The 24718-nt window shown below is 54.7% G+C and carries 26 protein-coding genes; 16 read left to right on the top strand and 10 right to left on the bottom strand.

Annotation, left to right across the window (positions count from 1 at the left end; all coding sequences use genetic code 11):
* Window positions 1–43 precede the first annotated feature (43 nt).
* The gene (dinB, locus tag ACLHDD_RS01125) at window positions 44–1099 is read left to right on the top strand and encodes a DNA polymerase IV (RefSeq protein ID WP_427102592.1); all 1056 of its coding nucleotides are present in this window, start codon (window positions 44–46) and stop codon (window positions 1097–1099) included.
* A gap of 10 nt (window positions 1100–1109) precedes the next feature.
* On the opposite strand, the gene ACLHDD_RS01130 is transcribed toward dinB, so the two are convergent.
* The 6 genes from ACLHDD_RS01130 to pepD form a co-directional block, all read right to left on the bottom strand.
* A complete protein-coding gene (locus tag ACLHDD_RS01130) occupies window positions 1110–2177 on the bottom strand; it encodes a sugar ABC transporter substrate-binding protein (RefSeq protein ID WP_427102593.1) in 1068 nt (355 codons plus the stop codon).
* 25 nt (window positions 2178–2202) lie between these two features.
* Window positions 2203–3204: an ABC transporter permease gene (locus ACLHDD_RS01135; protein ID WP_128086047.1), complete on the bottom strand. Its 1002-nt coding sequence runs from the start codon at window positions 3202–3204 to the stop codon at window positions 2203–2205.
* Entirely contained in the window at window positions 3201–4706 is a 1506-nt protein-coding gene (locus tag ACLHDD_RS01140) for a sugar ABC transporter ATP-binding protein (RefSeq protein WP_427102594.1), read from the bottom strand. The genes ACLHDD_RS01135 and ACLHDD_RS01140 overlap by 4 nt, the downstream gene beginning before the upstream one ends.
* A 621-nt stretch (window positions 4707–5327) precedes the next feature.
* Entirely contained in the window at window positions 5328–5789 is a 462-nt protein-coding gene (locus ACLHDD_RS01145; RefSeq protein ID WP_427102595.1) for a DUF943 family protein, read from the bottom strand.
* The gene (locus ACLHDD_RS01150; protein WP_427102596.1) at window positions 5779–6621 is read right to left on the bottom strand and encodes a YPO3983 family protein; all 843 of its coding nucleotides are present in this window, start codon (window positions 6619–6621) and stop codon (window positions 5779–5781) included. The genes ACLHDD_RS01145 and ACLHDD_RS01150 overlap by 11 nt, the downstream gene beginning before the upstream one ends.
* Before the next feature lie 535 nt (window positions 6622–7156).
* The gene (gene pepD / locus ACLHDD_RS01155) at window positions 7157–8614 is read right to left on the bottom strand and encodes a beta-Ala-His dipeptidase (protein ID WP_427102597.1); all 1458 of its coding nucleotides are present in this window, start codon (window positions 8612–8614) and stop codon (window positions 7157–7159) included.
* Window positions 8615–8868: 254 nt separating this feature from the next.
* On the opposite strand from pepD, the gene gpt reads away from it, so the two are divergent.
* The 3 genes from gpt (at window position 8869) to crl (ending at window position 11222) form a co-directional block, all read left to right on the top strand.
* A complete protein-coding gene (gpt, locus tag ACLHDD_RS01160; protein ID WP_111142236.1) occupies window positions 8869–9327 on the top strand; it encodes a xanthine phosphoribosyltransferase in 459 nt (152 codons plus the stop codon).
* A 115-nt stretch (window positions 9328–9442) separates the two neighbouring features.
* Complete coding sequence (gene frsA / locus ACLHDD_RS01165) at window positions 9443–10690, top strand: esterase FrsA (RefSeq protein WP_427102598.1); 1248 nt, start codon at window positions 9443–9445, stop codon at window positions 10688–10690.
* A gap of 130 nt (window positions 10691–10820) precedes the next feature.
* Entirely contained in the window at window positions 10821–11222 is a 402-nt protein-coding gene (crl, locus tag ACLHDD_RS01170; RefSeq protein WP_427102599.1) for a sigma factor-binding protein Crl, read from the top strand.
* Between the two features lie 90 nt (window positions 11223–11312).
* On the opposite strand, the gene ompC is transcribed toward crl, so the two are convergent.
* A complete protein-coding gene (gene ompC, locus ACLHDD_RS01175) occupies window positions 11313–12425 on the bottom strand; it encodes a porin OmpC (protein WP_427102600.1) in 1113 nt (370 codons plus the stop codon).
* A gap of 237 nt (window positions 12426–12662) precedes the next feature.
* Between ompC and proB the strand changes: the two genes are divergently transcribed.
* The 12 genes from proB (at window position 12663) to ACLHDD_RS01235 (ending at window position 21298) form a co-directional block, all read left to right on the top strand.
* Window positions 12663–13766, top strand: coding sequence for a glutamate 5-kinase (gene proB, locus ACLHDD_RS01180; protein ID WP_427102601.1), 1104 nt, complete (start codon window positions 12663–12665; stop codon window positions 13764–13766).
* Window positions 13767–13776: 10 nt separating this feature from the next.
* The gene (proA, locus tag ACLHDD_RS01185; RefSeq protein WP_427102602.1) at window positions 13777–15030 is read left to right on the top strand and encodes a glutamate-5-semialdehyde dehydrogenase; all 1254 of its coding nucleotides are present in this window, start codon (window positions 13777–13779) and stop codon (window positions 15028–15030) included.
* A gap of 360 nt (window positions 15031–15390) precedes the next feature.
* A complete protein-coding gene (locus ACLHDD_RS01190; RefSeq protein WP_427102603.1) occupies window positions 15391–16122 on the top strand; it encodes a S24 family peptidase in 732 nt (243 codons plus the stop codon).
* A gap of 421 nt (window positions 16123–16543) precedes the next feature.
* Complete coding sequence (locus tag ACLHDD_RS01195) at window positions 16544–16822, top strand: hypothetical protein (protein ID WP_427102604.1); 279 nt, start codon at window positions 16544–16546, stop codon at window positions 16820–16822.
* A 203-nt stretch (window positions 16823–17025) separates the two neighbouring features.
* A complete protein-coding gene (locus ACLHDD_RS01200; RefSeq protein ID WP_427102605.1) occupies window positions 17026–17493 on the top strand; it encodes a glycoside hydrolase family protein in 468 nt (155 codons plus the stop codon).
* The gene (locus ACLHDD_RS01205) at window positions 17490–17837 is read left to right on the top strand and encodes a hypothetical protein (RefSeq protein ID WP_427102606.1); all 348 of its coding nucleotides are present in this window, start codon (window positions 17490–17492) and stop codon (window positions 17835–17837) included. Before ACLHDD_RS01200 ends, ACLHDD_RS01205 begins: the two co-directional genes overlap by 4 nt.
* On the top strand, window positions 17834–18127 hold the full coding sequence (locus ACLHDD_RS01210) for a hypothetical protein (RefSeq protein WP_427102607.1): 294 nt from the start codon (window positions 17834–17836) through the stop codon (window positions 18125–18127). The genes ACLHDD_RS01205 and ACLHDD_RS01210 overlap by 4 nt, the downstream gene beginning before the upstream one ends.
* A gap of 4 nt (window positions 18128–18131) precedes the next feature.
* Window positions 18132–18284, top strand: a complete 153-nt coding sequence (locus ACLHDD_RS01215) for a hypothetical protein (protein WP_158527498.1) — start codon at window positions 18132–18134, stop codon at window positions 18282–18284.
* Between the two features lie 47 nt (window positions 18285–18331).
* Window positions 18332–20086, top strand: coding sequence for a glycosyl hydrolase family 28-related protein (locus ACLHDD_RS01220; RefSeq protein ID WP_427102608.1), 1755 nt, complete (start codon window positions 18332–18334; stop codon window positions 20084–20086).
* 197 nt (window positions 20087–20283) lie between these two features.
* Window positions 20284–20598: a hypothetical protein gene (locus ACLHDD_RS01225; RefSeq protein WP_427102609.1), complete on the top strand. Its 315-nt coding sequence runs from the start codon at window positions 20284–20286 to the stop codon at window positions 20596–20598.
* A 313-nt stretch (window positions 20599–20911) separates the two neighbouring features.
* The gene (gene cspE / locus ACLHDD_RS01230) at window positions 20912–21124 is read left to right on the top strand and encodes a transcription antiterminator/RNA stability regulator CspE (RefSeq protein WP_009091867.1); all 213 of its coding nucleotides are present in this window, start codon (window positions 20912–20914) and stop codon (window positions 21122–21124) included.
* Window positions 21125–21127: 3 nt separating this feature from the next.
* Window positions 21128–21298, top strand: a complete 171-nt coding sequence (locus ACLHDD_RS01235; RefSeq protein WP_427105149.1) for a cold-shock protein — start codon at window positions 21128–21130, stop codon at window positions 21296–21298.
* Between the two features lie 265 nt (window positions 21299–21563).
* Here the strand turns inward: ACLHDD_RS01235 and ACLHDD_RS01240 are convergent, their stop codons facing one another.
* From ACLHDD_RS01240 to ACLHDD_RS01250, 3 genes are all read right to left on the bottom strand, one after another.
* Complete coding sequence (locus ACLHDD_RS01240) at window positions 21564–23141, bottom strand: methyl-accepting chemotaxis protein (protein WP_427102610.1); 1578 nt, start codon at window positions 23139–23141, stop codon at window positions 21564–21566.
* 304 nt (window positions 23142–23445) lie between these two features.
* The gene (locus tag ACLHDD_RS01245; protein WP_427102611.1) at window positions 23446–23580 is read right to left on the bottom strand and encodes a hypothetical protein; all 135 of its coding nucleotides are present in this window, start codon (window positions 23578–23580) and stop codon (window positions 23446–23448) included.
* 74 nt (window positions 23581–23654) lie between these two features.
* Window positions 23655–24623 (bottom strand): chemotaxis protein, encoded by a 969-nt coding sequence (locus ACLHDD_RS01250; protein WP_427102612.1) that lies wholly within the window; start codon window positions 24621–24623, stop codon window positions 23655–23657.
* Window positions 24624–24718: the final 95 nt, after the last annotated feature.

A 24718-nucleotide genomic window follows, 5' to 3' on the forward strand; every position in this document is an offset into this window, starting at 1 on the left:
GTTAGTTCCGCCGACTGTATACTTATCCAGTGCCGGAGGGGGTATGCGTAAAATCATTCATGTCGATATGGACTGCTTCTATGCCGCGGTGGAGATGCGTGATAATCCCCAGCTGCGCGATATCCCGATCGCCATCGGTGGCAGCCGCGAACGCCGCGGCGTAATCAGCACCGCCAACTATCCGGCCCGCAAATTTGGCGTACGCAGCGCGATGCCCACCGGCATGGCGCTTAAACTCTGCCCTCATCTGCGTCTGCTGCCGGGCCGCTTTGACGCCTATAAAGAAGCCTCTGCGCAGATCCGCGATATCTTTACCCGCTATACCCCGCTGATTGAACCGCTTTCGCTGGATGAAGCCTATCTGGATGTGACCGACAGCCCGCACTGTCACGGCTCCGCAACGCTGATGGCGCAGGCAATCCGCGCCACCATTTTCCGTGAAACCGGACTCACCGCCTCAGCCGGAATCGCCCCGATTAAATTTCTGGCAAAGATCGCCTCAGACCTCAACAAGCCGGACGGCCAGTATGTGATCACGCCGCCTGAAATGGCGGATTTTCTGCTGACCCTGCCGCTGGTAAAGATTCCCGGCGTCGGCAAAGTGTCTGCCAAAAAGCTGGAGGAGATGGGGCTGATGACCTGCGGTGACGTGCAGAAAGCGGATCTGGCGCTGCTGCTGAAACGCTTTGGTAAGTTTGGCCGGGTGCTGTGGGAGCGCAGCCACGGCATTGATGAGCGGGGCGTGATCGTGGAGCGCGAGCGTAAATCACTGGGCGTTGAGCGGACCCTGGCGGAGGATATCAGCGACTGGCCGGCCTGCCTGGAGATTATCGATTTTCTTTATGCCGAGCTGGATCGCCGTCTGACGCAAATCCGACCTGATAAGCAGGTGGCGCGTCAGGGCGTCAAACTGAAATTCAGTGACTTTCAGCAGACGACCCAGGAGCATATCTGGCCCGTACTGAATAAAGAGGACATGATAGCCATCGCCCGCAAGGCCTGGGATGAGCGTCGTGCCGGGCGTGGCGTGCGGCTGGTCGGGCTACATGTGACGATGGTCGATCCCCAGCTTGAGCGTCAGCTGTTACTGGGGCTGTAACGGTCCCCTTTTATTTGCTGTTTTTCGCTGCCAGAGTTGCAAACCACGGCGCGACGAAGTCCTGATTATTGCCCCAGCCCGGAATGATTTTGTTCAGCGACGCGACATTCACCGCGCCCGGCTGGCTGCTCAGTTGCTGCTGCGAAATCGACGCGGCTTTGAACTGGTATGTCGCTGGCGTCTCTTCACCGGCAATCTTCTTCGCGACCAGGCGCATGTTGACCGCACCGATGGTTTTTGGATCGACCGCTACCGTCTGCACCCATGGGCTGTTTTTCTCGCGCATCAGCTGCAGATCCTGGTTAGAGACGTCGATGCTGTAGAGCTTGATCTCAGTGCGGCCATTCTCCTGCAACGCTTTATACGCCCCCTGGCTGAAGGCATCCCAGGCCCCCCAGATAGCGTCGATCTGACCTTTCGGATACTTCGCCAGAATCGCGCCGATCTTATTCGCCGTGTCACCCTGAACGTCGGTCGAAACCGCACCGATCGACTCAAGCTGGTGGATGCCCGGATTCTCTTTCAGCAGTTTTTCATACACCACCTGACGGCGTTCCATTGGCGGGAAGCCGGCGACCCACAGTTTGACGATCTTCGCCTTGCCGTGGAAGTCACCGATGAGCTGGCCCAGCGACAGCTGCGCCAGCGAGGCGTCGTCCTGGGCGGTCACGGTGACGCCCGGAACCGGGTTGTCTACCGGCGTATCGAACACCGACAGCTTAATGCCCGCGTCGGCAATCCGTTTCACCAGACCGCTGGCGTAGGGCGCCTTACCATGTGACAGCACGATACCGTCATACTTCTGGCTAATCGCCTGATTCACGAAATCCTGGAAACGCGCATCATCGCCGTTGCTCAGGAAGGTACTGACCTTAAAGCCCAGCTGGCGGCCCTGCTGGATCGCGCCGGCCACAAACTGAGTGGTATTGTCATCGGAGCCGAGGTTGCGGATCACGGCGATACGAATCGGGCCATTATGGCTGGCGATAGCCGCAGGCACCGGCGTCACGGTGTCCGCAAAAGCGGCGCTGGCGTTCAGCAGGCTCAGGGCCAGCAGCGAGAGTGTGATTTTTTGCATGGTTCTTAACTCCGGTAAACGCGCCTCAGCGGCGCTGGATATAGGTGATCGCCAGCGCCAGGGCCAGCACCAGTCCTTTAATAATGTCCATGGCATAGTAGGGCACGGAAAGCATCACCAGCCCGTTCTGCAGCACGCCGAGGATCACCGCGCCAACCAGCGTGCCGAGCGCATTCGGCTTGCCGGAACCGGCCAGCGAGAAGCCGATCCACGCCGCCGCGACCGCATCCATCAGGTAGCCGCTTCCGGCGTTGACCTGCGAAGAGCCGATGCGTGAGGCGAGCAGGATGCCGCCCAGACCCGCCAGCAGCGAGGCGATCACATACGCCAGTACCCGGTAGCGGGTGGTGCGGATGCCCGACAGGCGCGCCGCTTCCGGATTGCCACCCAGCGCATACATCCGGCGGCCATGTTTGGTCAGCGACAGCGCCAGCTGCGCCGCGACAGTGACCACCAGCATAATGATCACGATGGTCGGCACCTGACCGAGCAGGCCAAAGGCTGCCGGAATGGTGCCTTCAGCCATATCGCCGCTCGGCAGCACCATGTTCTCGGTGATTGAACCGCCAAAACTGTAGGTCATCGCTACACCCTGAATGACAAACAGGGTGGCCAGCGTCGCCAGCATGTCGGGGATACGCAGGATCACAATCAGAAAGGCATTGAACAGCCCGACCAGGGTACAGAGCGCCAGGGTGATCAGGATCGCGCTGGTGGTACCAAAGCCGTACCAGACAAAAAGCGAGATCACCAGCGCATTGGCCAGCGAGGCGGTCGAGCCGACTGAGAGATCAAAGCCGCCCACGGTCAGCGAGATCGAAACGCCGATTGCGATCACCGTCACGATGGCAATTGAGCGCAGGATATTGATGATGTTATTCGGCTCCAGGAAGCTGTCGGAAGCCAGGCCAAAGGCGGCGATCAGGATCACCACCGTCAGCAACATTCCCCACTTATAAAGGAAGTCGAACAGCTGGTGACGCCACGGCGTGGCGGTCAGATTCAGATGGGTTTCTTTGCTGCTCACGCAGGGGTTCCTCCGGTGGAATAGAGCAAAAGCGTCTCTTCGGTGACGTCCTGTGCAGCCAGCTCAGCCACAATACGTCCGTCCCAGAGCACGCAAATCCGGTCGCACAAGCCGACCAGTTCAGAAAATTCACCCGACGCGTAGATAATGCCTTTGCCTTCCCGCGCCAGGTTATCAATCAGGGTGAAGAGTTCGGTTTTCGCTTTGATATCGACGCCCTTGGTCGGCTCGTCAAAAATCAGCACGTCCGCGTTATTGCGCAGCCATTTGCCAATCGCCACCTTCTGCTGATTGCCGCCGGAAAGACGGCGCAGGGTCTGAGCCGGGCCGGTGGTACGCACCTGCAGCTGGCGAATAATCTCCTCCGCCCAGCGCCACGCCTGGCGATGACCAAACAGGCTCCAGCGTGAAAAACTGTCGTCCGCGCTGACGCTGAGGTTCATCGCGACTGACTCATCAATGAAGATCCCCTCTTTACGTCGCTCCTCCGGCACCAGCGCCATACGACGGCTGACCGAGTCGTGCGGGGATCGGGGCTGCCACGGCTCACCATGCAGCTCACCCCGACTGATGCGGCTTTTACTGGCGCCGAACAGCGCCTTGCAGAGTTCGGTTTTACCGGCACCGGCCAGGCCCGCGATGCCGAGGATCTCGCCCTTGTGCAGCCGCAGCGAGATAGCCTGCAGCAGCTGATCATCGTGCAATCCTTCGACCGCCAGCAGCAGCGGCTGCGCCTCTTGTGGCCGGCGGGGCGGGAAGATATCGGTGAGCTGATGTCCCAGCATCTTTTCGACGATCTGCTCACCACTGAGCGCGGCCATCGGACCGGTTTCCACCAGGCGACCATCACGCAGCACCGTTAGCTGGTCGCAGATCGCCTTCAGCTCATGGATGCGGTGAGAGATAAAGACCACGCCGATGCCGCTGCGCTGCAGACGACGCACCACGGCAAACAGCCGTTCGCTCTCGTGCTGATCCAGCGGGGCGGTGGGTTCATCCAGAATCAGGAAGCGGCAGTGGTGGGAAAGCGCCCGCGCCAGCAGGATTTGCTGTTTTTCAGCCAGCGTGCAGCGCCCGACCAGCCGGTTAACGTCCAGCGTCACGTCGAGCTGCGCCAGCAGCGCCTGCGCCTGACGGCGGATCTCTCCCCAGTGATAGCGGTGGCCAGGTTCGGCCAGCCGATCCAGCAGAATGTTTTCCGCCACGCTGAGCTGTGGCACCAGTGCCACATCCACTTCCTGCTGAACCAGGTGGATCCCCCGCTGTTTAGCTTCACGGGGCGAACGGATAGAAACCGGCTCGCCATCCAGCAGGATCTCGCCGCTGTAGTGGCTGTGCGCGCCGGACAGGATCGCCATCAGCGTGGATTTCCCTGCGCCGTTCGCGCCGGTCAGGGCATGGACTGAATGACCTTCACTGCGGAAATCCACCGACGATAGCGCGGTAAACCCGCCAAAAGCGATGGAGATGTTACGCATCTCAAGGCAGTTTAACCCTGGCATGTCATTACTCTCCTCTGGATTTACTGGGCGCATTTTTTCCTGAACGTTAAAGGTCAGCAACAGCCGAAAGCGCATAAGCTAGCACGAAATCTTATTAGCCATCCAGACATCTGGACATAATGGCGGCTATAACCAGCGAAGCGCGGGAATGTGGCGGAATAACGGGGAGAAGGGCGGAAAAAGTAGCGAATTATGCTGAGAAAAATTCACGGCCACGAAATCAGGTCAGAGCTGGGTATCGGTGACTTAAGGGCCGGGTACCAGTGCGCGTGATAGCTACAATGAACTGGAAAATGACCCTGTAGGAAGTATGGATATGAGCGGTCTGGCTAAAGTCTGACCACTCTGTCGCTGGAAGCATTCTGGCATAACGCTGAAAATCATCGCCTCCGCATGCAGTAGCGTTGAAGACTATAGCCTTTCAGCTGCCTTTTCACGGCCAGACATTGGGAGAGTTGAAAGGGGAGGGGCGATGCGCCTCCCTGCAACAGATGTGCAGATGCGCAAACCTGTTTATCTCAGGACGCTTTTTGTTTTTTATACTTAACTACGTTAAATTGAACGTTATTGCTGGCAGACAGCCAGTTTAATGGCTGTCTGCGATCCTGTCCGGGCATTTGCTTAACGCTTTTCCTTTATTATTTCACCGCTATCTTTCATCCTGTATTCACCATCTTCAACGGTAAATGTAAGGCCACTGTTTTTACTGTAGCTGATGATAAAAACTCTGTCCTTTTCGATGCAGTTCAGGGGGGGCGCCATGTCTGAAAAACAGAGTCGGTCATAGCCATCGTCTTCTTTGTAACCTTCGCCAAACAGCCAGATACTTACCGTATAATTACCGTAAGATGCTGGTTTAGGAATGTCATATTTTTGTTTCAGGGCGTCTTTATTTTTTAACCACCAGTCAATCTTTGCACGATCGGTAATCGGAAAGCTCTGCACTAAAACGTCACTGAAATTTCCAGTCCCATGAACGCTGACGATTTTAACAGGACGAAGTGAAAGCCAGAGTATATAGCCCAACACCACGCAGGCAGACAAAAAGAGTATCAGAATGATTATTTTCAGACTATTTTTCATTATGTTTCCCGTTTATTTCTATGGTTGCTTCCATATTGGTCATAAACGGCTTAAAACCAAATTGAATGCCTCTCTGAAGAACAAACCAGATGCGAAAAAAATGAAACTGGCTGAATTTTTCTTTTAGTATGTCAGTACTATCGAGACCAAAGTGATCCTGTACTTTATAATGCACTGTTGCCCGGTAATGATTGTTATCAATATGCATTGACTTTATGGTGATATGCGCTGAGAAGATATCATGGACGGTAATCCCCATGCCGTTATAATTATCCTGAAACCTGTCAAACTTTGGTAGCCTTCCCCTTATAATACTTTGCCGTAAATCTTCCCTTACCAATGGGTATCTTTTGTTCTGCCAGTCTATACTTTTTATAAAATGTTTTTTAAGTAATAAGCGAGTGCTATTTTCACTTTCGTCACTGACAATATGGTTTTCTAAGGCCCTGTCAAGCGCCATATCACGGAAGGGCTTACCGCTGTTATTCTGCATGTGCGTGATCATTTTTTTAATCAGATGACGATATGGGCCGCTCAGGGAAAACATGCGGGATAACGATCGAAACTCATCAAAGAGCATTTCAGCACACTGCTGGCGGGAAAGCGTTCGTCCCTGACCTCGCAGATTACAGCAATAAAGGGATTGAGGGCGATCCAGTGATGAACGCAGAGTCAGGTTCCAGGGATCAACCCGATCCGAAATGTAATCCAGCTGGTATCGGGATTTTAACTCTGCCTCAGTCAGGTCGCCATAGCGCATATCATCAGCATTGTAGTCGTCCATCACCTTCCGGGTGGTAAATATTGTGCAGGGAAACTGTAATGCGCCCATGATAATACACTCCTTGTATTCTTTTCCGTTAGCGTTCCCGCAAAAATATACCATCCTGATCACAGGGCGGAATGTGCCACATATCGCATTGTCGTAATTTTTTCCTCTTATTCTCGACGATGAACCTGCAGATGATACGTCAGTAAGCTGGATGCACAAGATAATGCAAAGAGGGAAGAGATGTTAAAAATAGATAAAATAAATGAACCTGAATAACATTCATCTTTTATTTTTATTATAAGTTAATATTTTTGTTAGTCTGAAAAGAAAAATGTCTGCGTCAGATGCAGTAGAAGTTTAGCGTTAATTGCATGAGCGCTTTGCGATTTGCGCCTGTTTATTCTGCAGGTCCGGTTCATTCAGCCTTAATGATGTAAAGATCCCAGGCGAAGTCATAAACAAAATGGATTAACAGGCTGTGACGGAAGAGGACCATGGCACGAGCAGGGTGAGCAGCTTAGCATCACCGTTCAGAAAAAGTGCCGGTCACGCAGATGACCGGCATCAGGCCAGAGCCTGGTTTTTTATGGCAGGGTTACTTTTCCGGCACCACGTTCAGCAGGGTGGTCAGCAGCTTCCAGTAGAGGCCCACGCTTTCGATGTGAACCTGCTCATCCGGCGAGTGTGGGCCGGTAATGGTCGGCCCAATCGACACCATATCCATATTCGGATAAGGCTTCTTGAACAGACCACACTCCAGACCGGCATGGATCACCTGAATGTTCGGCGTTTTGTCGAACAGGGCAATATAGGTCTCGCGGGTTAGCGCCATGATGGCGGAGTCCGCATCCGGCTGCCAGCCTGGGTAGCCGCCCTTTGCTTTGGTCTGCGCACCGGCCAGCTGGCCTAACGAGGTCAGCATCTGCACCACATAGTCGCGGCCCGTGTCGATCAGCGAACGAATCAGGCAGTTGATCTCCGCGTGGTCATCTTCCATCGTGACCACGCCGATATTCAGTGAGGTTTCGACCACGCCTTTTGCCACGTCTGAATTACGAATTACGCCATTTGGCGTACTGTTCAGCAGGTTCAGGAAGCGATCGCGGCTGTCTCGGTTCAGGGCATTACCCTGATGCGCGACCGGCTCACTGACCAGCGCGATGTTCGGCTCTTTGATGCCGTGCTCATTTTTAATGGCGCTCAGGAACTGTGCGGCTGCTGATTTCAGCGCATCCGCTTTATGGCTTTCGACTGCCACGGTTGCAAAGGCTTCACGCGGAATAGCGTTGCGCAGCGTACCGCCATTAAAGGCCAGCAGACGCAGATCCAGTTCAGCCGCGTGAGCTGCCAGGAAGCGCGCCAGCAGCTTGTTGGCGTTGCCAAGACCCATGTGAATATCGGCACCCGAATGACCGCCACGCAATCCTTTCAGCGTCAGCTTCAGGGTCTGGAACTCAGCAGGCACGGCCTCACGGTTCAGCGGCAGGGAGGAGACAAAGTCGATACCGCCCGCGCAGCCCATATAGATCTCACCTTCCTCTTCTGAGTCGGTGTTGATCAGGATTTCAGCCTGCAGCCAGTCAGGCTGAAGACCGAATGCGCCATCCATGCCGGTTTCTTCGGTCATGGTCAGCAGCACTTCCAGCGGGCCATGCGTCAGGCTGCTGTCTGCCAGTACCGCCAGCGCCGATGCCATGCCGATGCCGTTGTCCGCGCCCAGGGTGGTGCCGCGCGCTTTGACCCACTCGCCATCAATCCAGGGCTGAATCGGATCTTTAGTGAAGTCATGAACGGTATCGTTATTTTTCTGCGGCACCATATCCAGATGCGCCTGCAGCGCAACCGGGGTGCGCTTTTCCATGCCCGGAGTAGCAGGTTTGCGGATCAGGATGTTGCCGACCTGATCGCGCTCACACCAGAAGCCCTGCTCTTTCGCCCAGCCCATAATGTAGTTAGCCAGCGCTTCTTCGTGAAAGGAAGGGTGAGGAATAGAGCAGATCTTAGCGAAAATATCCCACAGCGGCTGTGGAGAGAGTTGAGACAATTCAGACACGACAGGTCTCCTGTATCCGTGTACCGGCGGGGCCGGACATCGCGAGTTTCCAGTGAAAAATCGCCGTCAGAAAATCTGACGAGCCAGGCCCGAGAATATCACTGTTTTTCCCCGGGTGCGCTCTCCGGCGCGCTAAAAAGCCGCAACCAGCGCGCGGGTGCTGGTTTTTAGTGCGTCAACTCCTTATAATCTCGCGCAACCTTTTCCCCGTTGCACATTTTTAAGCCACTTCGGTTGGCTGGGATTTCTATTCTATGAGCGAAAAATACGTCGTTACCTGGGACATGCTGCAGATTCATGCCCGTAAACTGGCCCAGCGTCTTCTGCCTGTTGAACAGTGGAAAGGCATTATCGCGGTGAGCCGCGGCGGTCTGGTACCGGCTTCGCTGCTGGCGCGTGAACTGGGTATCCGTTACGTTGATACCGTCTGCATCTCCAGCTATGACCACGATCATCAGCGCGAAATGAAAGTGCTGAAGCGCGCAGAAGGCGACGGCGAAGGGTTTATCGTGATTGATGACCTTGTGGACACCGGCGGCACCGCGCAGGCGATCCGCGAGATGTACCCGAAAGCCCGTTTCTGCACTATTTTCGCTAAACCGGCCGGACGCGCACTGGTTGACGATTACATCGTGGATATTCCGCAGGATACCTGGATCGAGCAGCCGTGGGATATGGGCGTGGTCTACATCCCGCCGATTGTTAAAAACTGATTGATATACATCAGACAACGCCCGGTTTTCCGGGCGTTGTGCTTTCTGCGCCTCGCACGCTGAATAGCCGTACAGTACACTTAGCCATTGCCGTTCTGATGCAGGAGAAGTGAGTATGTCCAGCAAAAATCTCAGCGAGGAGCTGTTCAGGCCGCGCTTCAAACATCCTGAAACCTCTTCCCTGGTTCGCCGCCAGCATCACGCTACCCCGGATGTCCACACCGCCCTGGAGGGTGACAGCCAGCGTGGCTGGTATCGCATGCTCAACAAACTGATGTGGGCATGGCGCGGCCTGACGCCGCAGGAGATCAGCGAAGTGCTGGCGCGTATCGCTACCAGCCGGGCTGAACACACCGATGAAGCACTGCTCGACACGGTGATCGGTTTTCGTGGCGGCAACTGGCCTTTCGAATGGTGCAGACAGGCAGGGATCTGGCAGCAGAAGGCGCTGGAGGCCAGTGACGATAGTGAGGCGGGGCACAACTGGCTGCATGCGGCACATCTCTACAGCGTCGCCGCCTATCCTTATATTAAAGGGGATGAGCTGGCCGATCAGGCGCAGACGCTGGCGAATCGTGCCTATGAAGAGGCGACGCAGCGGCTGCCCGGCGAACTGAAAATCCTGACGTTTGCCATTCCGAATGGCAGCCCGGTCAGCGGCTTTCTGCACATGCCGTCGGGGGTGGACGCGCCTTATCCCACCGTGCTGTTCTGCGGCGCACTCGACTCCCTGCAGAGCGATCACTACCGTCTTTTCCACGACTACCTTGCACCGCGCGGTATCGCGATGCTGACCATCGATATGCCTTCGGTGGGCAACTCGGTGAAGTGGACGCTGAATCAGGACACCAGTTTTCTCCATCAGCAGGTTCTGCGCGATCTGCAAAACGTGCCGTGGATTGACCACCAGCGGGTGGCGGCGTTTGGCTATCGCTTCGGCGCCAACGTGGCTGTGCGGCTGGCTTACCTGGAGCCGCAGCGGCTGCGCGGCGTCGCCTGCCTGGGCCCGATTGTAAATGCTCTGCTGACGCAGCGATCACTGCAGGATGCGATTCCGGATATGTATATGGATATGCTGGCGAGCCGGCTTGGCATGGCCACCGCCTCCGACAGCGCGCTGCGCACCGAACTGAATCGCTATTCGCTGAAAACCCAGGGATTGCTGGGCCGCCGCACGCCGACGCCGATGCTGTCGGGCTACTGGCAGAATGATCTCTTCAGCCCGGAAGAGGAGAGCAGGCTGATTGCGAACTCCTCATCAGATGGCAAAGCGCTGCAGATTCCGGTGAAGCCGATGATAGCCAGTTTCGACAGGGCGCTGAATGAAATTTGCGACTGGCTGGAGAAGCGTCTAAAAAGGTAACTGGCAAAATTTACACTGTTTGCTACAACTAGTAGCGAAATTGTTCCGGGCTGTCTGTTCCACGCCATGACGTAACCAGATAGCCCGGAAAAACAAGGCTGTATAGCGGTCAAATCTACGGAGAATCAGCATGACGTTACCAAGTGGTCACCCCCGCAGTCGCCTGCTTAAACGCTTTACGGAACTGGGCCCTTATATTCGCGAGGGAAAATGTGGCGAAACCCGGTTCTTTTTTGACTGCCTGGCTGCCTGTGTCAATGTGAAACCGGCACCTGAACTACGTGAGTTCTGGGGCTGGTGGATGGAGCTGGAAGCGCAGGCTGATCACTTTACCTATGTCTATCACATCGGTCTGTTTGATAAAGAGGGCGACTGGTCGGTAGCCACGATCAAGGGCAAAGAGAATGTGGCGCGCGTGGAAGAGACGTTACGGAATTTCCATACCCGCCTGAAAGCCATGCTGAAGGAGCTGGACCTGGACCTGATCCCGGCCAGCGATTTCGATGAGAAACCAGTAAAGCTGAGCGCCTGATTGGGTGTTTAGCGTTAAAAGGGCGAGTTAAACAACTCGCCCTTTTTTATGCCTGTCCGGTCGGGCCTGCCCGCAGGCAGACGCCTGAAATCAGAACTGGTAAGTCACACCCATCGCCACCACGTCGTCATTGTTGAGCGACAGTGCGTTGTCATCATCCAGCTGGTTGATTTTGTAATCCACGAAGGCGGACATATTTTTATTGAAGTAGTAGGTTGCGCCTACGTCGATATATTTCACCAGATCCGCATCGCCGATACCGTTTTCGATATCTTTGCCTTTGGTCTGCACATAACCGATTGAAGGGCGCAGGCCGAAATCAAACTGATACTGCGCGACCAGCTCAATGTTCTGCGCTTTGTTAGCTGCGCCTGAAACGGCCGCACCGGTGTTGCGGTTGGTGCCACTGATTGGCGTCATGTTGCGGGTGTCGGTGTAAATCGCGGCCAGGTAAACGCTGTTGGCATCATACTTCACGCCAGCACCCCATGAATCCGCACGGTCACCACGGCCATAGGCGCGCGCCTGCTGCTGGGTAGTGCGGTCAGAGGAGGTGATGGCACTCATCAGGCTCACGCCGGAATCGCCCAGCGCATAGCCCAGAGAGGCCCCGTAGCCGTCGCCGTTCTGGCGGTTGATGTCGGTACGGCTGTTAGCGCTGGAGGCGTCGTTTTTGCCCTGATACTGCAACGCAAATTTCAGGCCATCGACCAGACCAAAGAAGTTGTTGTTGCGGTAGGTCGCCACACCAGTCGCGCGCTGCGTCATAAAGTTATCGGAACGGGCCGTTCCGTCGCCACCAAACTCAGGGAAGACGTCGGTCCAGGCTTCCACGTCATACAGCACACCGTAGTTGCGGCCATAATCTACCGAACCATACTGAGCGAATTTCAGACCGGCAAAACCAAGACGGGTTTTGTTGCCGTTGTTCGCATCGCTGCCTTCGGAGTTATTGACGTTGTACTGATATTCCCACTGACCATACCCGGACATCAGGTCGTTAATCTGTGTCTGGCCCTTGAAGCCGATGCGGGTATAGGACTTGTCCCCGTTTGCGCTGGCATTATCGCTGATGTAATGCTCCGCCTTCACTTTGCCGTATAAGTCCAGCTTGTTGCCGTCTTTGTTATAGATTTCGGCAGCCTGCGCGGCAGAAGCCAGCGTCAGTGTGGAGAGGATCAGGGCCAGTGTGCTTTTCTTCATTTGCTATCAATCCCAATGTGAACGCCGTAAAAAAATGAAAGTTTTTGTAAAGCACCGACTTTTTACCCGTCGCTGATGAACTTTTTATGACACTTTTCCGGATTTCTTGTTAATGCCGAACTTTTGGTCTACTGCCTTGTCCGCGTAATTTCGTGCTTTTCCCCGCTGGCTGTTGGCTTCCGTATCGACTCCTGTTAAAACGTCTTTTCGTAAAAATTTTTCACTACGGCAGGAAATATGAGTGGCAGTCAGACCTTAGTGGTCAAGTTGGGTACCAGCGTTCTTACCGGCGGCTCCCGCCGGTTGAATCGGGCGCACATGGTGGAACTGGTTCGTCAGTGTGCGCAGCAGCACGCCGCAGGCCACCGCATTGTGATCGTGACGTCTGGCGCGATGGCCGCCGGACGCGAGCATCTGGGTTACCCCGAACTGCCACCGACCATCGCCTCAAAGCAGCTGCTGGCTGCGGTGGGGCAGAGCCGTCTGATTCAGCTGTGGGAACAGCTCTTTTCCATCTACGGCATTCATATTGGTCAGATGCTGCTGACCCGGGCCGACATGGAAGATCGCGAACGCTTCCTGAACGCTCGCGATACACTGCGTGCGCTGCTGGATAACCACATTGTACCGGTCATTAATGAGAACGATGCCGTCGCTACTGCAGAGATCAAAGTTGGCGATAACGACAACCTTTCTGCGCTGGCCGCGATGCTCGGCGGGGCTGACAAGCTGCTGCTGCTGACCGATCAGCAGGGGCTGTTTACCGCCGATCCGCGAAACAATCCCGATGCTGAGTTAATCAGCGATGTCCATATTATCGATGATGCGTTGCGCGCTCTGGCGGGTGACAGCGTGTCCGGGCTGGGCACCGGCGGCATGTCCACCAAGCTTCAGGCGGCTGATGTGGCCTGCCGCGCAGGTATCGACGTCATCATCGCCTCCGGCAGTCGCAGCGGTGTAATCAGCGATGTGATCGACGGCAGACCGGTCGGTACGCGTTTTCATGCGCAGCAGTCGCCGCTGGAGAATCGCAAACGCTGGATTTTTGGCGCGCCACCAGCGGGTGAACTTACCGTCGATGATGGGGCACTGGCAGCCATTATTGAACGCGGCAGCTCACTGCTGCCAAAAGGCATCCGGGCGATTCAGGGGAACTTCTCGCGCGGGGAGGTGATCCGTATCCGCAGCCTGCAGGGGCGTGATATTGCCCATGGCGTTTCACGCTACAACAGTGATGCCATGCGGATGATTGCCGGTCATCACAGCCAGCAGATCAGTGAAATTCTGGGCTATGAATATGGCCCGGTGGCGGTTCACCGCGACGACATGATCGTCAGTTAAGGAGCAGACAATGCTTGAAGAGATGGGAAAAGCGGCACGTGCCGCAGCTTATACTGTGGCCGATCTGTCAACCACTGAGAAGAATCAGGTGCTGATGAGTATTGCCGACCGCCTGGAAGCGGAGAGCGCAGATATTCTGGCGGCGAATGAACTGGATTTGGCCGATGCGCGTCAGAATGGCATGAGCGCGGCGCTGCTGGACCGGCTGACGCTCAACCCGCAGCGTCTCAGTAGCATCGCCAGCGATGTTCGTCAGGTCTGCCAGCTGGCCGATCCCGTCGGACAGCTGATTGATGGTGGGCTGCTCGACAGCGGACTGCGGATTGAACGTCGTCGTGTGCCGCTGGGAGTGGTTGCGGTGATTTACGAGGCACGTCCTAACGTTACGATTGATGTCGCCAGCCTGTGCCTTAAAACCGGTAATGCCGCTATTCTGCGCGGTGGTAAAGAGACATGGCGCACCAATGCGGCCACGGTGCGGGTCATCCAGAACGCGCTGCAGCAGCACGGTTTGCCGGCTGCCATTATCCAGGCGATCGAGAACCCTGATCGTGAGCTGGTGAATCAGTTGCTGAAGCTGGATCGCTATGTTGACATGCTAATCCCGCGCGGCGGAGCGGGTCTGCATAAGCTGTGCCGGGAAAAGTCGACCATTCCGGTGATCACCGGCGGCATCGGTGTCTGCCATATCTATATCGATGAGACGATGCCGGTCGAACCGGCACTTGATCTGATCGTTAACGCGAAAAAACAGCGCCCCAGCGCCTGTAACTCACTGGAGACGTTGCTGGTGGATCAGGCAATGGCCGATCGCTTTCTGCCCGCCTTCAGTGCGCGTATGGCGCAGGAAGGGATCGCGTTGCACGCCGACAGCAATGTGCTGGCGCAGCTGCAGCAGGGGCCAGCCGCCGTCACGCTGGTGAAGCCTGAGCAGTACAACGATGAGTGGCTGTCACTGGATCTCAACGTCAGGCTGGTGGCGAATATGGACGACGCGATCGATCATATTCGCACACACGGTACGCAGCACTCCGATGCCATTCTGACCCGTAACACCCGCAATGCCGCGCGCTTTGTCCGTCAGGTCGATTCGTCTGCAGTCTATGTGAACGCCAGCACCCGCTTTACCGATGGCGGTCAGTTCGGGCTGGGCGCAGAAGTCGCCGTCAGCACACAGAAGCTGCATGCCCGCGGACCGATGGGGCTGGAGGCGCTGACCACCTACAAATGGATAGCCTGGGGGGACGACACCCTCCGGTCCTGACCACACTAATTTTTAACAAAACGGGAGTCTTTTACAGGCTCCCGTTTTTTTAGCGCATTTTTTCCGGTCCAGTTTAAAATGGAGTTTTTTGTGGATCAGATCTCTTTTTGCTCTGGCGTCGTTGTCGCTATCCGCTATGCTGGCTGAATTTCACGCAATTTCTTACGGAACATTCCTGAAAGCCCAGGCTGTAAGCGGCCTGAGGCGATATTTTTTGTTCAGTGACAAGCGGAAGCGGATAATGATAATCAGAAATGCTTGATAAAGCGGTTAGGTAGTAAATGAGCGGTAATATAAAATGAACTGGTAGCAATAATGAAAATAACATCCAGTATCTCTTCTATGGCTGATTATTAACTAATGGTTAAAAAAGAAAGTACAAGACAGGCTTTCACTGCCAGGCTGATAGCGGCCTGTGAGAGTGCCGGCATTGTCGGACATGGACGGAACAAACAGGTTGCCAGGGCCCTGCAGCAGCAAGGCTGTAAGATATCAACGCCAGGAGTGTGGAAGTGGTTTAATGCGCAGTCCGTCCCCGATGGCGGCAATCTGCTGGCGCTCAGCCAGCTGCTGGGTGTCAGGGTCGAGTGGCTGCAGTACGGGATGGATCAGCCCGCAGAGCCGGTCACGCTGAATTCGTTCACTGCCCATAAAAGTGTGTTTCGGGTCGACAGTCTCGACATCGGACAGCGCAGCGCGGCAGGCCTGCCTGCGCGCGATGAGTTTGTAGAGACGATCCAGGCCATTGAGTATGGTCTGGATGAGGCGCGCGTGCTGTTCAACGGCCGACCGGCGGAGAACATCCGGCTTATCGCAATCAACAGCGACTCCATGGCGGACACCTTTGCGCCCCGCGATCAGCTGTTTGTGGACATCAGCGTGCGGATGTTTGACGGCGATGGCATCTATATTTTTACGCTCGACGAGCAGCTCTACCTCAAACGCTTACAGCTTCAGCATAAGAAAATTGCTGTAATTTCAGATAATAAACGTTATGAAACCTGGTATCTTAATCATGAGGACGTGACCAGCCTGAAGGTGCTGGCCAAAGTCATTATGAGCCAGGCACGTCACTATCAAATCCTCGGCTAAGCCACCTTTTGCTGCTTTCTTCAGGAGGGCTGCAAAAAAATAATCGGCTTAAATTCATAAATTTAACCAGCGGTAAATAAAAAATTAACCAACAGTGTTTGATAATGCATAAGAACCTGTTAATAATTTGAGCATGGACGAACGAAGCAGTTCTTTCAGGGATGAGCCGCTCTTAAACAATTGAGGCGCTGCACAAGCGCGAATCATACCACCCAAAAGTCAGTGAACTTTGGGATGGGGTGGATGCGCAAAATGCAGCGTCGTCAGATGCCGTTATTTCCCTTCGCTTACTTTCCACCTGGCTGCTTACGCAGCCGGGCGGCAGGCGTGCGACCGCGATAAACGACATCCGGGCCCGTTCGGATCACCGAAAGCTCGCGCCTGCCACCCCATCGCCAAAGACTCATTCACAGGAGGAGTTATGGCGATAATTCACTATGGCAAAAGCGTTTTTGTGGGCAACGCACGTACTCGTCGCCATCGGCGGCGCCAACCTCTCAGCAGCCTGAAACAGAGCATCGACCAGGCACTGAACTTCCCAACTGAAACACTATCCCTGCGACGTGCAGAGCAAATCTGTCAGCGTCAGGTCACCCCGCGCGTTGATCGCGCAATCACCGCTCCCCGTGTTACCAGCCAGGAAACCCCCAGTTTCGACAACTGCTGTCTGCCGCACGTGCATCTCTACGCCGTGGGCTGACAGACAAAGAAAAAGGCGATTTCCGTTCCGGTCAATGCTCTGCGTTCTCCAGCACTCACTGGATGCAATCTGTTGAAATACTGTTCAGTTTTGCTGGATGGTCAGCAGGGCATTCTGCTGCGTCACGCAAGGTAATGATCAGCAGGCTTTATGTATTTTTTTCACATGGCGGTATGCAATTTATTCGTTATTGAGGAGGTGCTATGAGCCAGATTATCGCAGTACTGAATTTTGAAGAGGGGTATGTGGAGACGCCTTATCTCGACACGCTGGGCTATCCCACCGTGGCGGGTGGTATCCGCATCGGACCGAAAGGCGCGTCGCTGAGTAACTACGTTTTTCGCGTTCCCCGGCGGGTCGGTGACGCCTGGAAGCAGTGCATTCTTGAAAACAAAATTCAGGAATTGCAGGGCAGGGAACCGCTACGTAATGCGCTGGCGAAGTGCAATGACGCCCGGACTGACGTGCTGCTCAGTATGGCCTACCAGCTTGGCGTCGAAGGGGTGCTGCAGTTCAAAAACATGCTCAGCGCCATCGTCTCAGAGCAGTTCAATGAGGCGGCCGACGCGATGATGAACAGTCTCTGGGCGCGTCAGACGCCGGGGCGCGCCAGACGTCATGCGGAGATGATGCGTAGCGGAACCTATGCGGTTTACAGGGGGTTGCTATGAGATGGCTCATGTTCCTCGTCGCCGTGCTGACGGCGATCATCATTCTGCTGCTCCTGCAGCGTTTCACCACTCTGCAGTTTGTCTCTCATGCCCGTCTCCTGTTTAAAACCTGGTCTGTCTGGCTGGCGTCGCTCGGCTCCGTGCTCAGCGCCTGGGCACAGTCCTTTCCTGCTGCGGCCGTCGATGCCTGGAGCGTTCTGCCGGAGGACGTGAAAGCGATTCTGCCGCACAACTACCTGGGGCTGGTAGGTGCATTCATGGTGGCAATGGGGGTCATTGCCCAGTTTGTCCGCCAGAAAAATCTGCTCAACGCGAAAGATCAATCCGGAGGCGCAAAACCATGACGCTGATTACCTCTCTGCTGGGCGGCGGCTGGCACTGGCTGGCGGCGCTGGCGGCTGTTATCGCGGCGCTGGGTGCCACCTACTTTGGCGGCAAAAAAGTCGGCAAAGTGCAGCAAAAAGCACGATCTGACGTCGATAACGCGCGTCAGGAGGCGTCCCGCATCACTGCGGTGGCACAACAGCAACAACAGCATCGCGAGGAGGCTAACCGTGTGGCGACCGACAATAACAGCCTTGATGACGCTGCTGCTCGCGACAAGCTGCAGCAGTCGAAATTCCACAAACCCTGAGCCGGTGGCGATCACCGACTCTGCCTGTGTGCTTTTTTCCCCTCTTTATACCTACGGCGATGACGCGCAAAAGATGGACATCCGGACGGTGCGCGCCATCAACACCCACAACGACATGTGGGACACCCTTTGCGGCCATCCGGCCGCGGCGAAGTAGTGCGCTGATAACCGGCGCAATCTCTCAATGATCCTGAGGAGGATTCTATGATCGAAGTTAACTCGTTTGCTGAACTGCGTACCACTGTCCCGTCAAAATCAGGTGAAGTCGCAAGCCTGAAACGCTATTACGACAAAGATTCCAGCTTCCGCGGTGGCGCTGACTTTGTCGGATTCCTCAGCACCACCCCGCTGAAAGATGATGGCGGTACGGTGGCAATAGGTAACGGTTTTTACTGGAAGCGTACCATCAACGATCCCACTGAAGTGAATATCCTGCACTTTGGTGCGAAAGGGGATGGCGTTACCGATGATACCGATGCCTTTAAGCGGATGCTGGCATGGACACAGACCTACAACACCTATGTGAAATCGCTGCCGGTGCGTTTTCCTGGTGGCCGCTTCCTGATTTCACCCATCGATCTCAGCGATACGGAGACGGCGTTTTTTGGTATTCAGGGAGACGATAGCAATCTCGGATCGTCGCCGCGTACCACCATTATCTCTGATAAAAGCGCGAATACGGTATTTAAGGTGAATGCGCGCCGGATCGTCATCAAAGGCATCTGCTGGCACGGACAAGCTAACGCCGGTACCGTCGACACCACTGCCAAAGTCACCGTCACACCAGAGCAGTGCAGTAACATTCAGCCGTTCTTTGAAAACACGATCGTTGGCGGCCAGATCGTCAATATCTTCTGCTTTAAGGCGCAAAGCACCGGCGGAACCGTCTTTAAGCTGCAGGATACGCTCGACAGTAAGTTTGATCAGATTTATAGCTCAAGCACCTTTTCCCGGGTATTTGATGTTGGCTGGTCAGGCACACCAAAGGGAAACTGGGACCACTCAACGGCCATTGAGTTATGCAATGCTAACTTCCAGTCGGGCTATGGCGACGCCACGCTCTATATGCCGCGCGTAACTCAGGGGATCATCCGCAACGTCTGGATTGAGCACACCACCAACCCGGGCGATCTGTCGGACGGCGGCTGGACCATCGATACGCTCAACATTGAAGATTGCGGCACGCCGCTCAATCTCAACAATGCCCGTGTAGTGATGCGCCAGATTAACCTGCAGGCGGGCGCAAAAATCACCAATGACGTGGCCGGAAACAAATGGTTATCCACCTTTGAATATGGCTATCGTCGGGATGAGAACTACGGCAGTTTCCTGACCGGTTCGCTGCGCGCCGGCTATTACAGCGGCTACAAGGTGGTCAACAACACCGATACTGATAACTGGTATCGGCTGGGGCAGCTCTATTTCCCGGCGCCTAATCAGCAGTGGGTGATGGAGCTGATCGGGAAAGCGGATGCCACCACGCCGTCAGGGACCGCCGGTTCACCGGTCAATGTGCCCGGCACCGGTAAAACCCTGATCAACCTGCAGCGACTGGAGACAGTCTGGGCCGATGCTTACCACATGGGGCAGCCTTCCGTGCTGGATATCCGCTATGGCCGGGTAGGCACCACCTATGCCGTTGTGTGGGTCAAGCTGAAAGCCAACAGCGGCGAAACCATGTTCAACCTGAAAACCACCGGTCCGACGCGCTTCGATACCGGTTCCTGCTCGCTGTTCCAGGCTGACATGTCGGTGGTCACGGACGTCACTAAACTCAGTAACCTGAAACCGGCTGCACGCTTCGGCATGCACAACGGGCTGGCAGGTGTCGGTGCGAATGAAAAAGGGGTTGTCACGCTGGCCACCGCAGCGGGTACACCGACCAATAAAACCGCGCCGACCGGTTTTGTGCTGATCAATATCAACGGCGTTGACCGCAAGGTCCCTTACTACGATTGATGATCGGCATCTTTTGGGCGAGGCCCCGGCCTCGCCCTTTTTTTGATCTGACCGGGCGTGTCTGAGCTGACAGGCGACCTCAACGCTCATCCTGTTCTGCCCGGTGCAGCAGACACAGCGCGATGAGTAAGGGGATATCATGAAAAAAGATTCAGGGAGGCCATCCTGGCAAGAAACCGGTGTCCGTGAGTGCGGTAATGCTACATTATGCGGGGGATTTTATCCGGAAACCGTCAGGTCTGGCGTATCAGCAACTGACTGCCGGGCGCGTATTCCCGGATTGGGCGACGCAGGGAGATGTCGGCATAGCGGCTGAAATCCTGAGGCTGAAGAGCATAGTCGGGCAGAGGCTATCCGGCGTCATCTGTCACCCTGATTTACCTGCCAGAATAGAGAAGAACCAGAAGACCCGTTCCCATCAGGATCAGCGAGACGATTGGTCGATGCTGACCGGACTCAACCCTGTTCTTTTCAATAAGGCCGGAGAGCGAATCATCCTGTTCGGGAGCTGAATGACGCAGCCTCTCGGTAAACGTTTTGCCTGTGCCGCCGCACAGCCGATAGAGCAGGAGCAGAATCAGTGCCAGCAACGCGTTCAGACAGGACTGGGTTTAATTTTAAATGCGGGTTGCGTCGCCAGGCGAAGTGTGGCTTAATGAATCGTCGGTTTGATTAACAGACACTATCAAAGCTAAGTAACCAAAGCAGTTCTCATCTCTAAGTTTGTCGCGAGACATCCCTTCTTTTTGAGTCTTCTCTTACGTTCTGATTAAACTCTGTTCTCAGGCCATTACGCCGGAAGGCTCGATAATTAAGGATTTAAGCATGTCTAACAAAATTCGCGGTACCGTTAAATGGTTTAACGCAGAGAAAGGCTTCGGTTTCATCTCTCCTCAGGACGGCAGCAAAGATGTATTCGTACACTTCTCTGCAATCCAGGGCACCGATTTCCGTTCATTAGACGAAGGTCAGCAAGTTGAATTCACAGTAGAAAATGGCGCCAAAGGCCCAGCTGCTGCGAACGTTGTTGGTCTCTAAGGACTGAAAATTACTTTTAAGTGTCCTCACTGTAATGGCTCACAGTTTCGTACATCACATTTTGATGTGACAAGAGCCAACCCGCATGGAGCGAAATGCATTTTCTGCAAATCTGTTGTTGTTCAGGTGAACGCAACGAGGATTGCAACTCAGGGCGCGATTCGCGCACTCTGATAACGGCTTGTGAGTTTTATAGCGTTGTTGCATTTACAGTAATGAAAGGCTGCCTCTGGCAGCCTTTTTTGTCTCTGCCGTTATTATTCTCAAACCTCAAACCTCAAACCTCAAACCTCAAACCTCAAACCTCAAACCTCAAACCTCAACGGCACGCCTGCTGGCTGGTTTCGCTTTCGCGTTAAAGCCGCCTGTCTCCGCTACTGTCACGCCGCTATGTCAGCATCATCAGGAAACCGGCCTGCCGCAGCAGGCCGTTATGCCCTTAAAGCTGTGCGGATTGCAGTGAGAGCTTGCCGGTATTGAACACACTCATAGCCTGTGCCATGCGCTCAGCCTGGTCCTGTAACGCCTGCGAAGCCGCGGAGGCTTCCTGAACCAGCGCGGCGTTCTGTTGTGTCACCGCTTCCATCTGCGTAATCGCCTGGTTAATTTCATTGATGCCGCTGCTCTGTTCGCTGCTGGCGATAGTGATCTCGCTCATGATATTTGCCACGCTCTGCACGCTGTTCACCACGTCGCCGATGGTCGAACCTGCATGGGTCACCAGTTTGCTGCCTTCATCAACCTTCGCGACAGAATCTTCAATCAGCACTTTGATCTCTTTTGCCGCAGAGGCCGAACGCTGGGCCAGATTACGCACTTCACTGGCGACCACCGCAAAGCCGCGACCCTGTTCGCCTGCGCGTGCGGCTTCGACTGCCGCGTTCAGGGAGAGAATGTTTGTCTGGAAAGCGATAGAGTCGATAACGCTGATGATATCGACAATTTTCCGTGAGGAGAGGGCAATCGCTTCCATTTTTTCAATCACCTGCTCCATGACGACCCCGCCTTCTCGTGCGACAGTCGACGTGGTGGAAACCAGCTGGTTGGCTTCACGTGCGTTATCGGCGTTATGTTTCACCGTGGAGGTCATCTGCTCCATTGCTGAGGCAGTTTCTTCCAGCGAACTGGCCTGCTGTTCGGTGCGTGTCGAGAGATCAAGGTTACCGCTGGAAATCTGATTCGATGCGACGGCGATAGTATCGGAGCCGGTGCGCACTTCGGTCACAATTGATAGCAGATTGTCGTTCATCCGCTGTAGCGCCTGCATCAGCACGCCGGTTTCATCGCGTGAGGTAATTTTGATCTGCGAACTGAGATCGCCTGCCGCAACGCGCTCCGCGACATCAACAGCAGTTACCAGCGGACGGACAATCGAGCGGGTCAGCAGATAGCCGAGCAGAACAGAGGCCAGAATTGCCAGACCGGAGAAGAGCAGCGTGATAAAAATGGCTGACTGGCCATTTTCCACAATACCCTGACCTTCACTACGCAGCTGCGAATCCTGGGAGTTAGCGAAATTTACCGCATCCTGAAGAAACTTATTCTGAGTGGCAGTCATTGATTTCAGCACATAGACGCTGGCCGCATCAAAATCGCCTGCCTTAACCAGCGTAATCAGCTCTGCTTTTACTTTCTCAAAAGCCAGAGATGATGCCAGCAGGTTAGCGATCTTTTTCTTGCCGATTGGCGTGACCTGAATATCTTCGATCTTTTTCATCGCCGCATTGGTACGCTGCGTAGCTTCATCCAGCTGACCATAACGCTTTACGTTCATTTCCGGACGTGTGGTGTCGATCACGATGCCGCGCAGGTATTTGATCTGATCGTTGACGCCATCGCGCACATCAAATGCCAGTCGCACTTTTACATAACGATCGTCAACGATCGATGCGATTGCCGTATTAATGTTGTTAATCCTGGTGATCGATGTCACGCCAATCACTATCAGTAACGTCACAATAATACCGAAGGCTGCAGCGAGCCGCATTCCTACCTTCATATTCCTGATGCTGAACATATTCTCATCCCCGCTTTATTATTAATCAATTTGTTAGCGACAATCAGCACGCATGCTGTTGTGCGCAGTGCCCTGGTGATGTCAGTCGTCACCGCCGCAGGCAAAAAGGTGATCTCGCGCATACAGTTATCGGAGCGTGCAGTTGTACCTTTAATAATTTTTAAGTAATAACGGTGCGTAAATAAAATAGCGAAATAGAACATCAGAAAAGGTTATCTGACAGCCTAAAGGCAAATCAGAGGGGCAAAAAAAAGGGCTGTCAGCATTAGTGCTGACAGCCCGATCCTGACAAACCTGAATGGGTTCAGAAAATTAAGAAATAGAGGCCTACCCAGAAAACCAGACTCAGGGCAATCGCCGTAATCCAGGCCAGCTGGCGCAGACGACCGCGCAGCACGTTCTGACGGGACGGTGTATCAGTTAGCGTTTCGATGTGCATAGTGGATTCCTGGTCAGGCCAGCGCTTCCGCTGGCGAATGATAAAAGCGTCACGGGCTTTCAGAGAGGCCCGCCTCAGGCCTGGCGTGTTGCGTCAAGAACGTTGAAAATGACATCTGACAGCTCATTTAACTCAAACTTCGCCACATAGCCGTCGGCACCGACTTTGCGTACGTGGTCTTCATTGGCGCTGCCAGAAAGAGAAGAGTGAATGACGACGGGCAGCGTTTTAAGCGTTTGATCGCGCTTGATGTTGCGGGTCAGCGTGAAGCCGTCCATCTCCGGCATCTCCAGATCGGTCAGCACCAGCGCAATTTTATCGCGAATCGATTCGCCGGCGGCCTGTGCTTCCTGATTCATCAGTTTGATTTTTTCCCAGGCTTCCAGACCGGTATTAAACATCAGGGCCGGAATGCCCATGCTTTTCAGGCCCTGTTCCAGCAGCTGACGCGCCACTTTAGAGTCTTCCGCCACGATGGCCACCGCACCCGGGCGATAGGGGAAGGCGCGTGGCCGGGCCGCTTCAGGTTCTACGCCACGCACGGACGGAATAATGTCATACAGGATCTGCTCAACATCCAGCACCATTGCCAGCTCGTTGCTCTGCTTATCACTGTCCAGACAGGCGATGCTGGTGATGTTGCGACCGCCGATACCGGCTTCCGCAGTGTGAACCTGGCTCCAGTCGAGACGCACGATGTTCTCAACCGACTCCACCGCAAACGCCTGCGTGTTACGCGCATATTCGGTCACCAGCAGCAGGTTAAGGCCGGTTTCCGGGACACAACCTGCCACAGCAGGCAGGTCGATGACCGGGATAAACTGACCCCGGATGCTCGCCATACCCAGCAGCGGCGAGCGCATCCCTGCCGCTTTGGTGATGGCGGGCATTGGAACGATTTCACGCAGTTTAAAGACGTTAATGCCAAAGAGTTCCGACTTGCCTTTCAGCTGATCGGAACCTAAGCGAAACAGCAGCAGTTCAAACTTGTTTGATAATGCGAGATTCGCTCTTTCATCGATCTCTTTCTGAAAATTATCCATGGTTGCCTCTGCATTAACGCAGCTGGTGAAATAGGGTGTGAACAGGTTATCGGCAGCAAACGGAAAAAAGTGAGAAGAAGAGGGTGAAATAAAAC

Origin of the sequence: Pantoea sp. NSTU24, from assembly GCF_050157905.1 — a bacterium.
Lineage (GTDB): Bacteria > Pseudomonadota > Gammaproteobacteria > Enterobacterales > Enterobacteriaceae > Pantoea.

Coding starts and splice junctions, on each gene's coding strand:
- ompC (WP_427102600.1), bottom strand. CDS start 12,425: ATGAAGAAAAGCACACTGGCCCTGATCCTCTCCACACTGACGCTGGCT.
- ACLHDD_RS01190 (WP_427102603.1), top strand. CDS start 15,391: ATGGTTAAAAAAGAAAGTACAAGACAGGCTTTCACTGCCAGGCTGATA.
- ACLHDD_RS01130 (WP_427102593.1), bottom strand. CDS start 2,177: ATGCAAAAAATCACACTCTCGCTGCTGGCCCTGAGCCTGCTGAACGCC.
- proB (WP_427102601.1), top strand. CDS start 12,663: ATGAGTGGCAGTCAGACCTTAGTGGTCAAGTTGGGTACCAGCGTTCTT.
- ACLHDD_RS01145 (WP_427102595.1), bottom strand. CDS start 5,789: ATGAAAAATAGTCTGAAAATAATCATTCTGATACTCTTTTTGTCTGCC.
- ACLHDD_RS01220 (WP_427102608.1), top strand. CDS start 18,332: ATGATCGAAGTTAACTCGTTTGCTGAACTGCGTACCACTGTCCCGTCA.
- ACLHDD_RS01225 (WP_427102609.1), top strand. CDS start 20,284: ATGCTACATTATGCGGGGGATTTTATCCGGAAACCGTCAGGTCTGGCG.
- ACLHDD_RS01210 (WP_427102607.1), top strand. CDS start 17,834: ATGACGCTGATTACCTCTCTGCTGGGCGGCGGCTGGCACTGGCTGGCG.
- ACLHDD_RS01245 (WP_427102611.1), bottom strand. CDS start 23,580: ATGCACATCGAAACGCTAACTGATACACCGTCCCGTCAGAACGTGCTG.
- frsA (WP_427102598.1), top strand. CDS start 9,443: ATGTCCAGCAAAAATCTCAGCGAGGAGCTGTTCAGGCCGCGCTTCAAA.
- ACLHDD_RS01205 (WP_427102606.1), top strand. CDS start 17,490: ATGAGATGGCTCATGTTCCTCGTCGCCGTGCTGACGGCGATCATCATT.
- ACLHDD_RS01250 (WP_427102612.1), bottom strand. CDS start 24,623: ATGGATAATTTTCAGAAAGAGATCGATGAAAGAGCGAATCTCGCATTA.
- gpt (WP_111142236.1), top strand. CDS start 8,869: ATGAGCGAAAAATACGTCGTTACCTGGGACATGCTGCAGATTCATGCC.
- dinB (WP_427102592.1), top strand. CDS start 44: ATGCGTAAAATCATTCATGTCGATATGGACTGCTTCTATGCCGCGGTG.
- crl (WP_427102599.1), top strand. CDS start 10,821: ATGACGTTACCAAGTGGTCACCCCCGCAGTCGCCTGCTTAAACGCTTT.
- ACLHDD_RS01240 (WP_427102610.1), bottom strand. CDS start 23,141: ATGTTCAGCATCAGGAATATGAAGGTAGGAATGCGGCTCGCTGCAGCC.
- ACLHDD_RS01140 (WP_427102594.1), bottom strand. CDS start 4,706: ATGCCAGGGTTAAACTGCCTTGAGATGCGTAACATCTCCATCGCTTTT.
- proA (WP_427102602.1), top strand. CDS start 13,777: ATGCTTGAAGAGATGGGAAAAGCGGCACGTGCCGCAGCTTATACTGTG.
- cspE (WP_009091867.1), top strand. CDS start 20,912: ATGTCTAACAAAATTCGCGGTACCGTTAAATGGTTTAACGCAGAGAAA.
- ACLHDD_RS01150 (WP_427102596.1), bottom strand. CDS start 6,621: ATGGGCGCATTACAGTTTCCCTGCACAATATTTACCACCCGGAAGGTG.
- ACLHDD_RS01195 (WP_427102604.1), top strand. CDS start 16,544: ATGGCGATAATTCACTATGGCAAAAGCGTTTTTGTGGGCAACGCACGT.
- ACLHDD_RS01200 (WP_427102605.1), top strand. CDS start 17,026: ATGAGCCAGATTATCGCAGTACTGAATTTTGAAGAGGGGTATGTGGAG.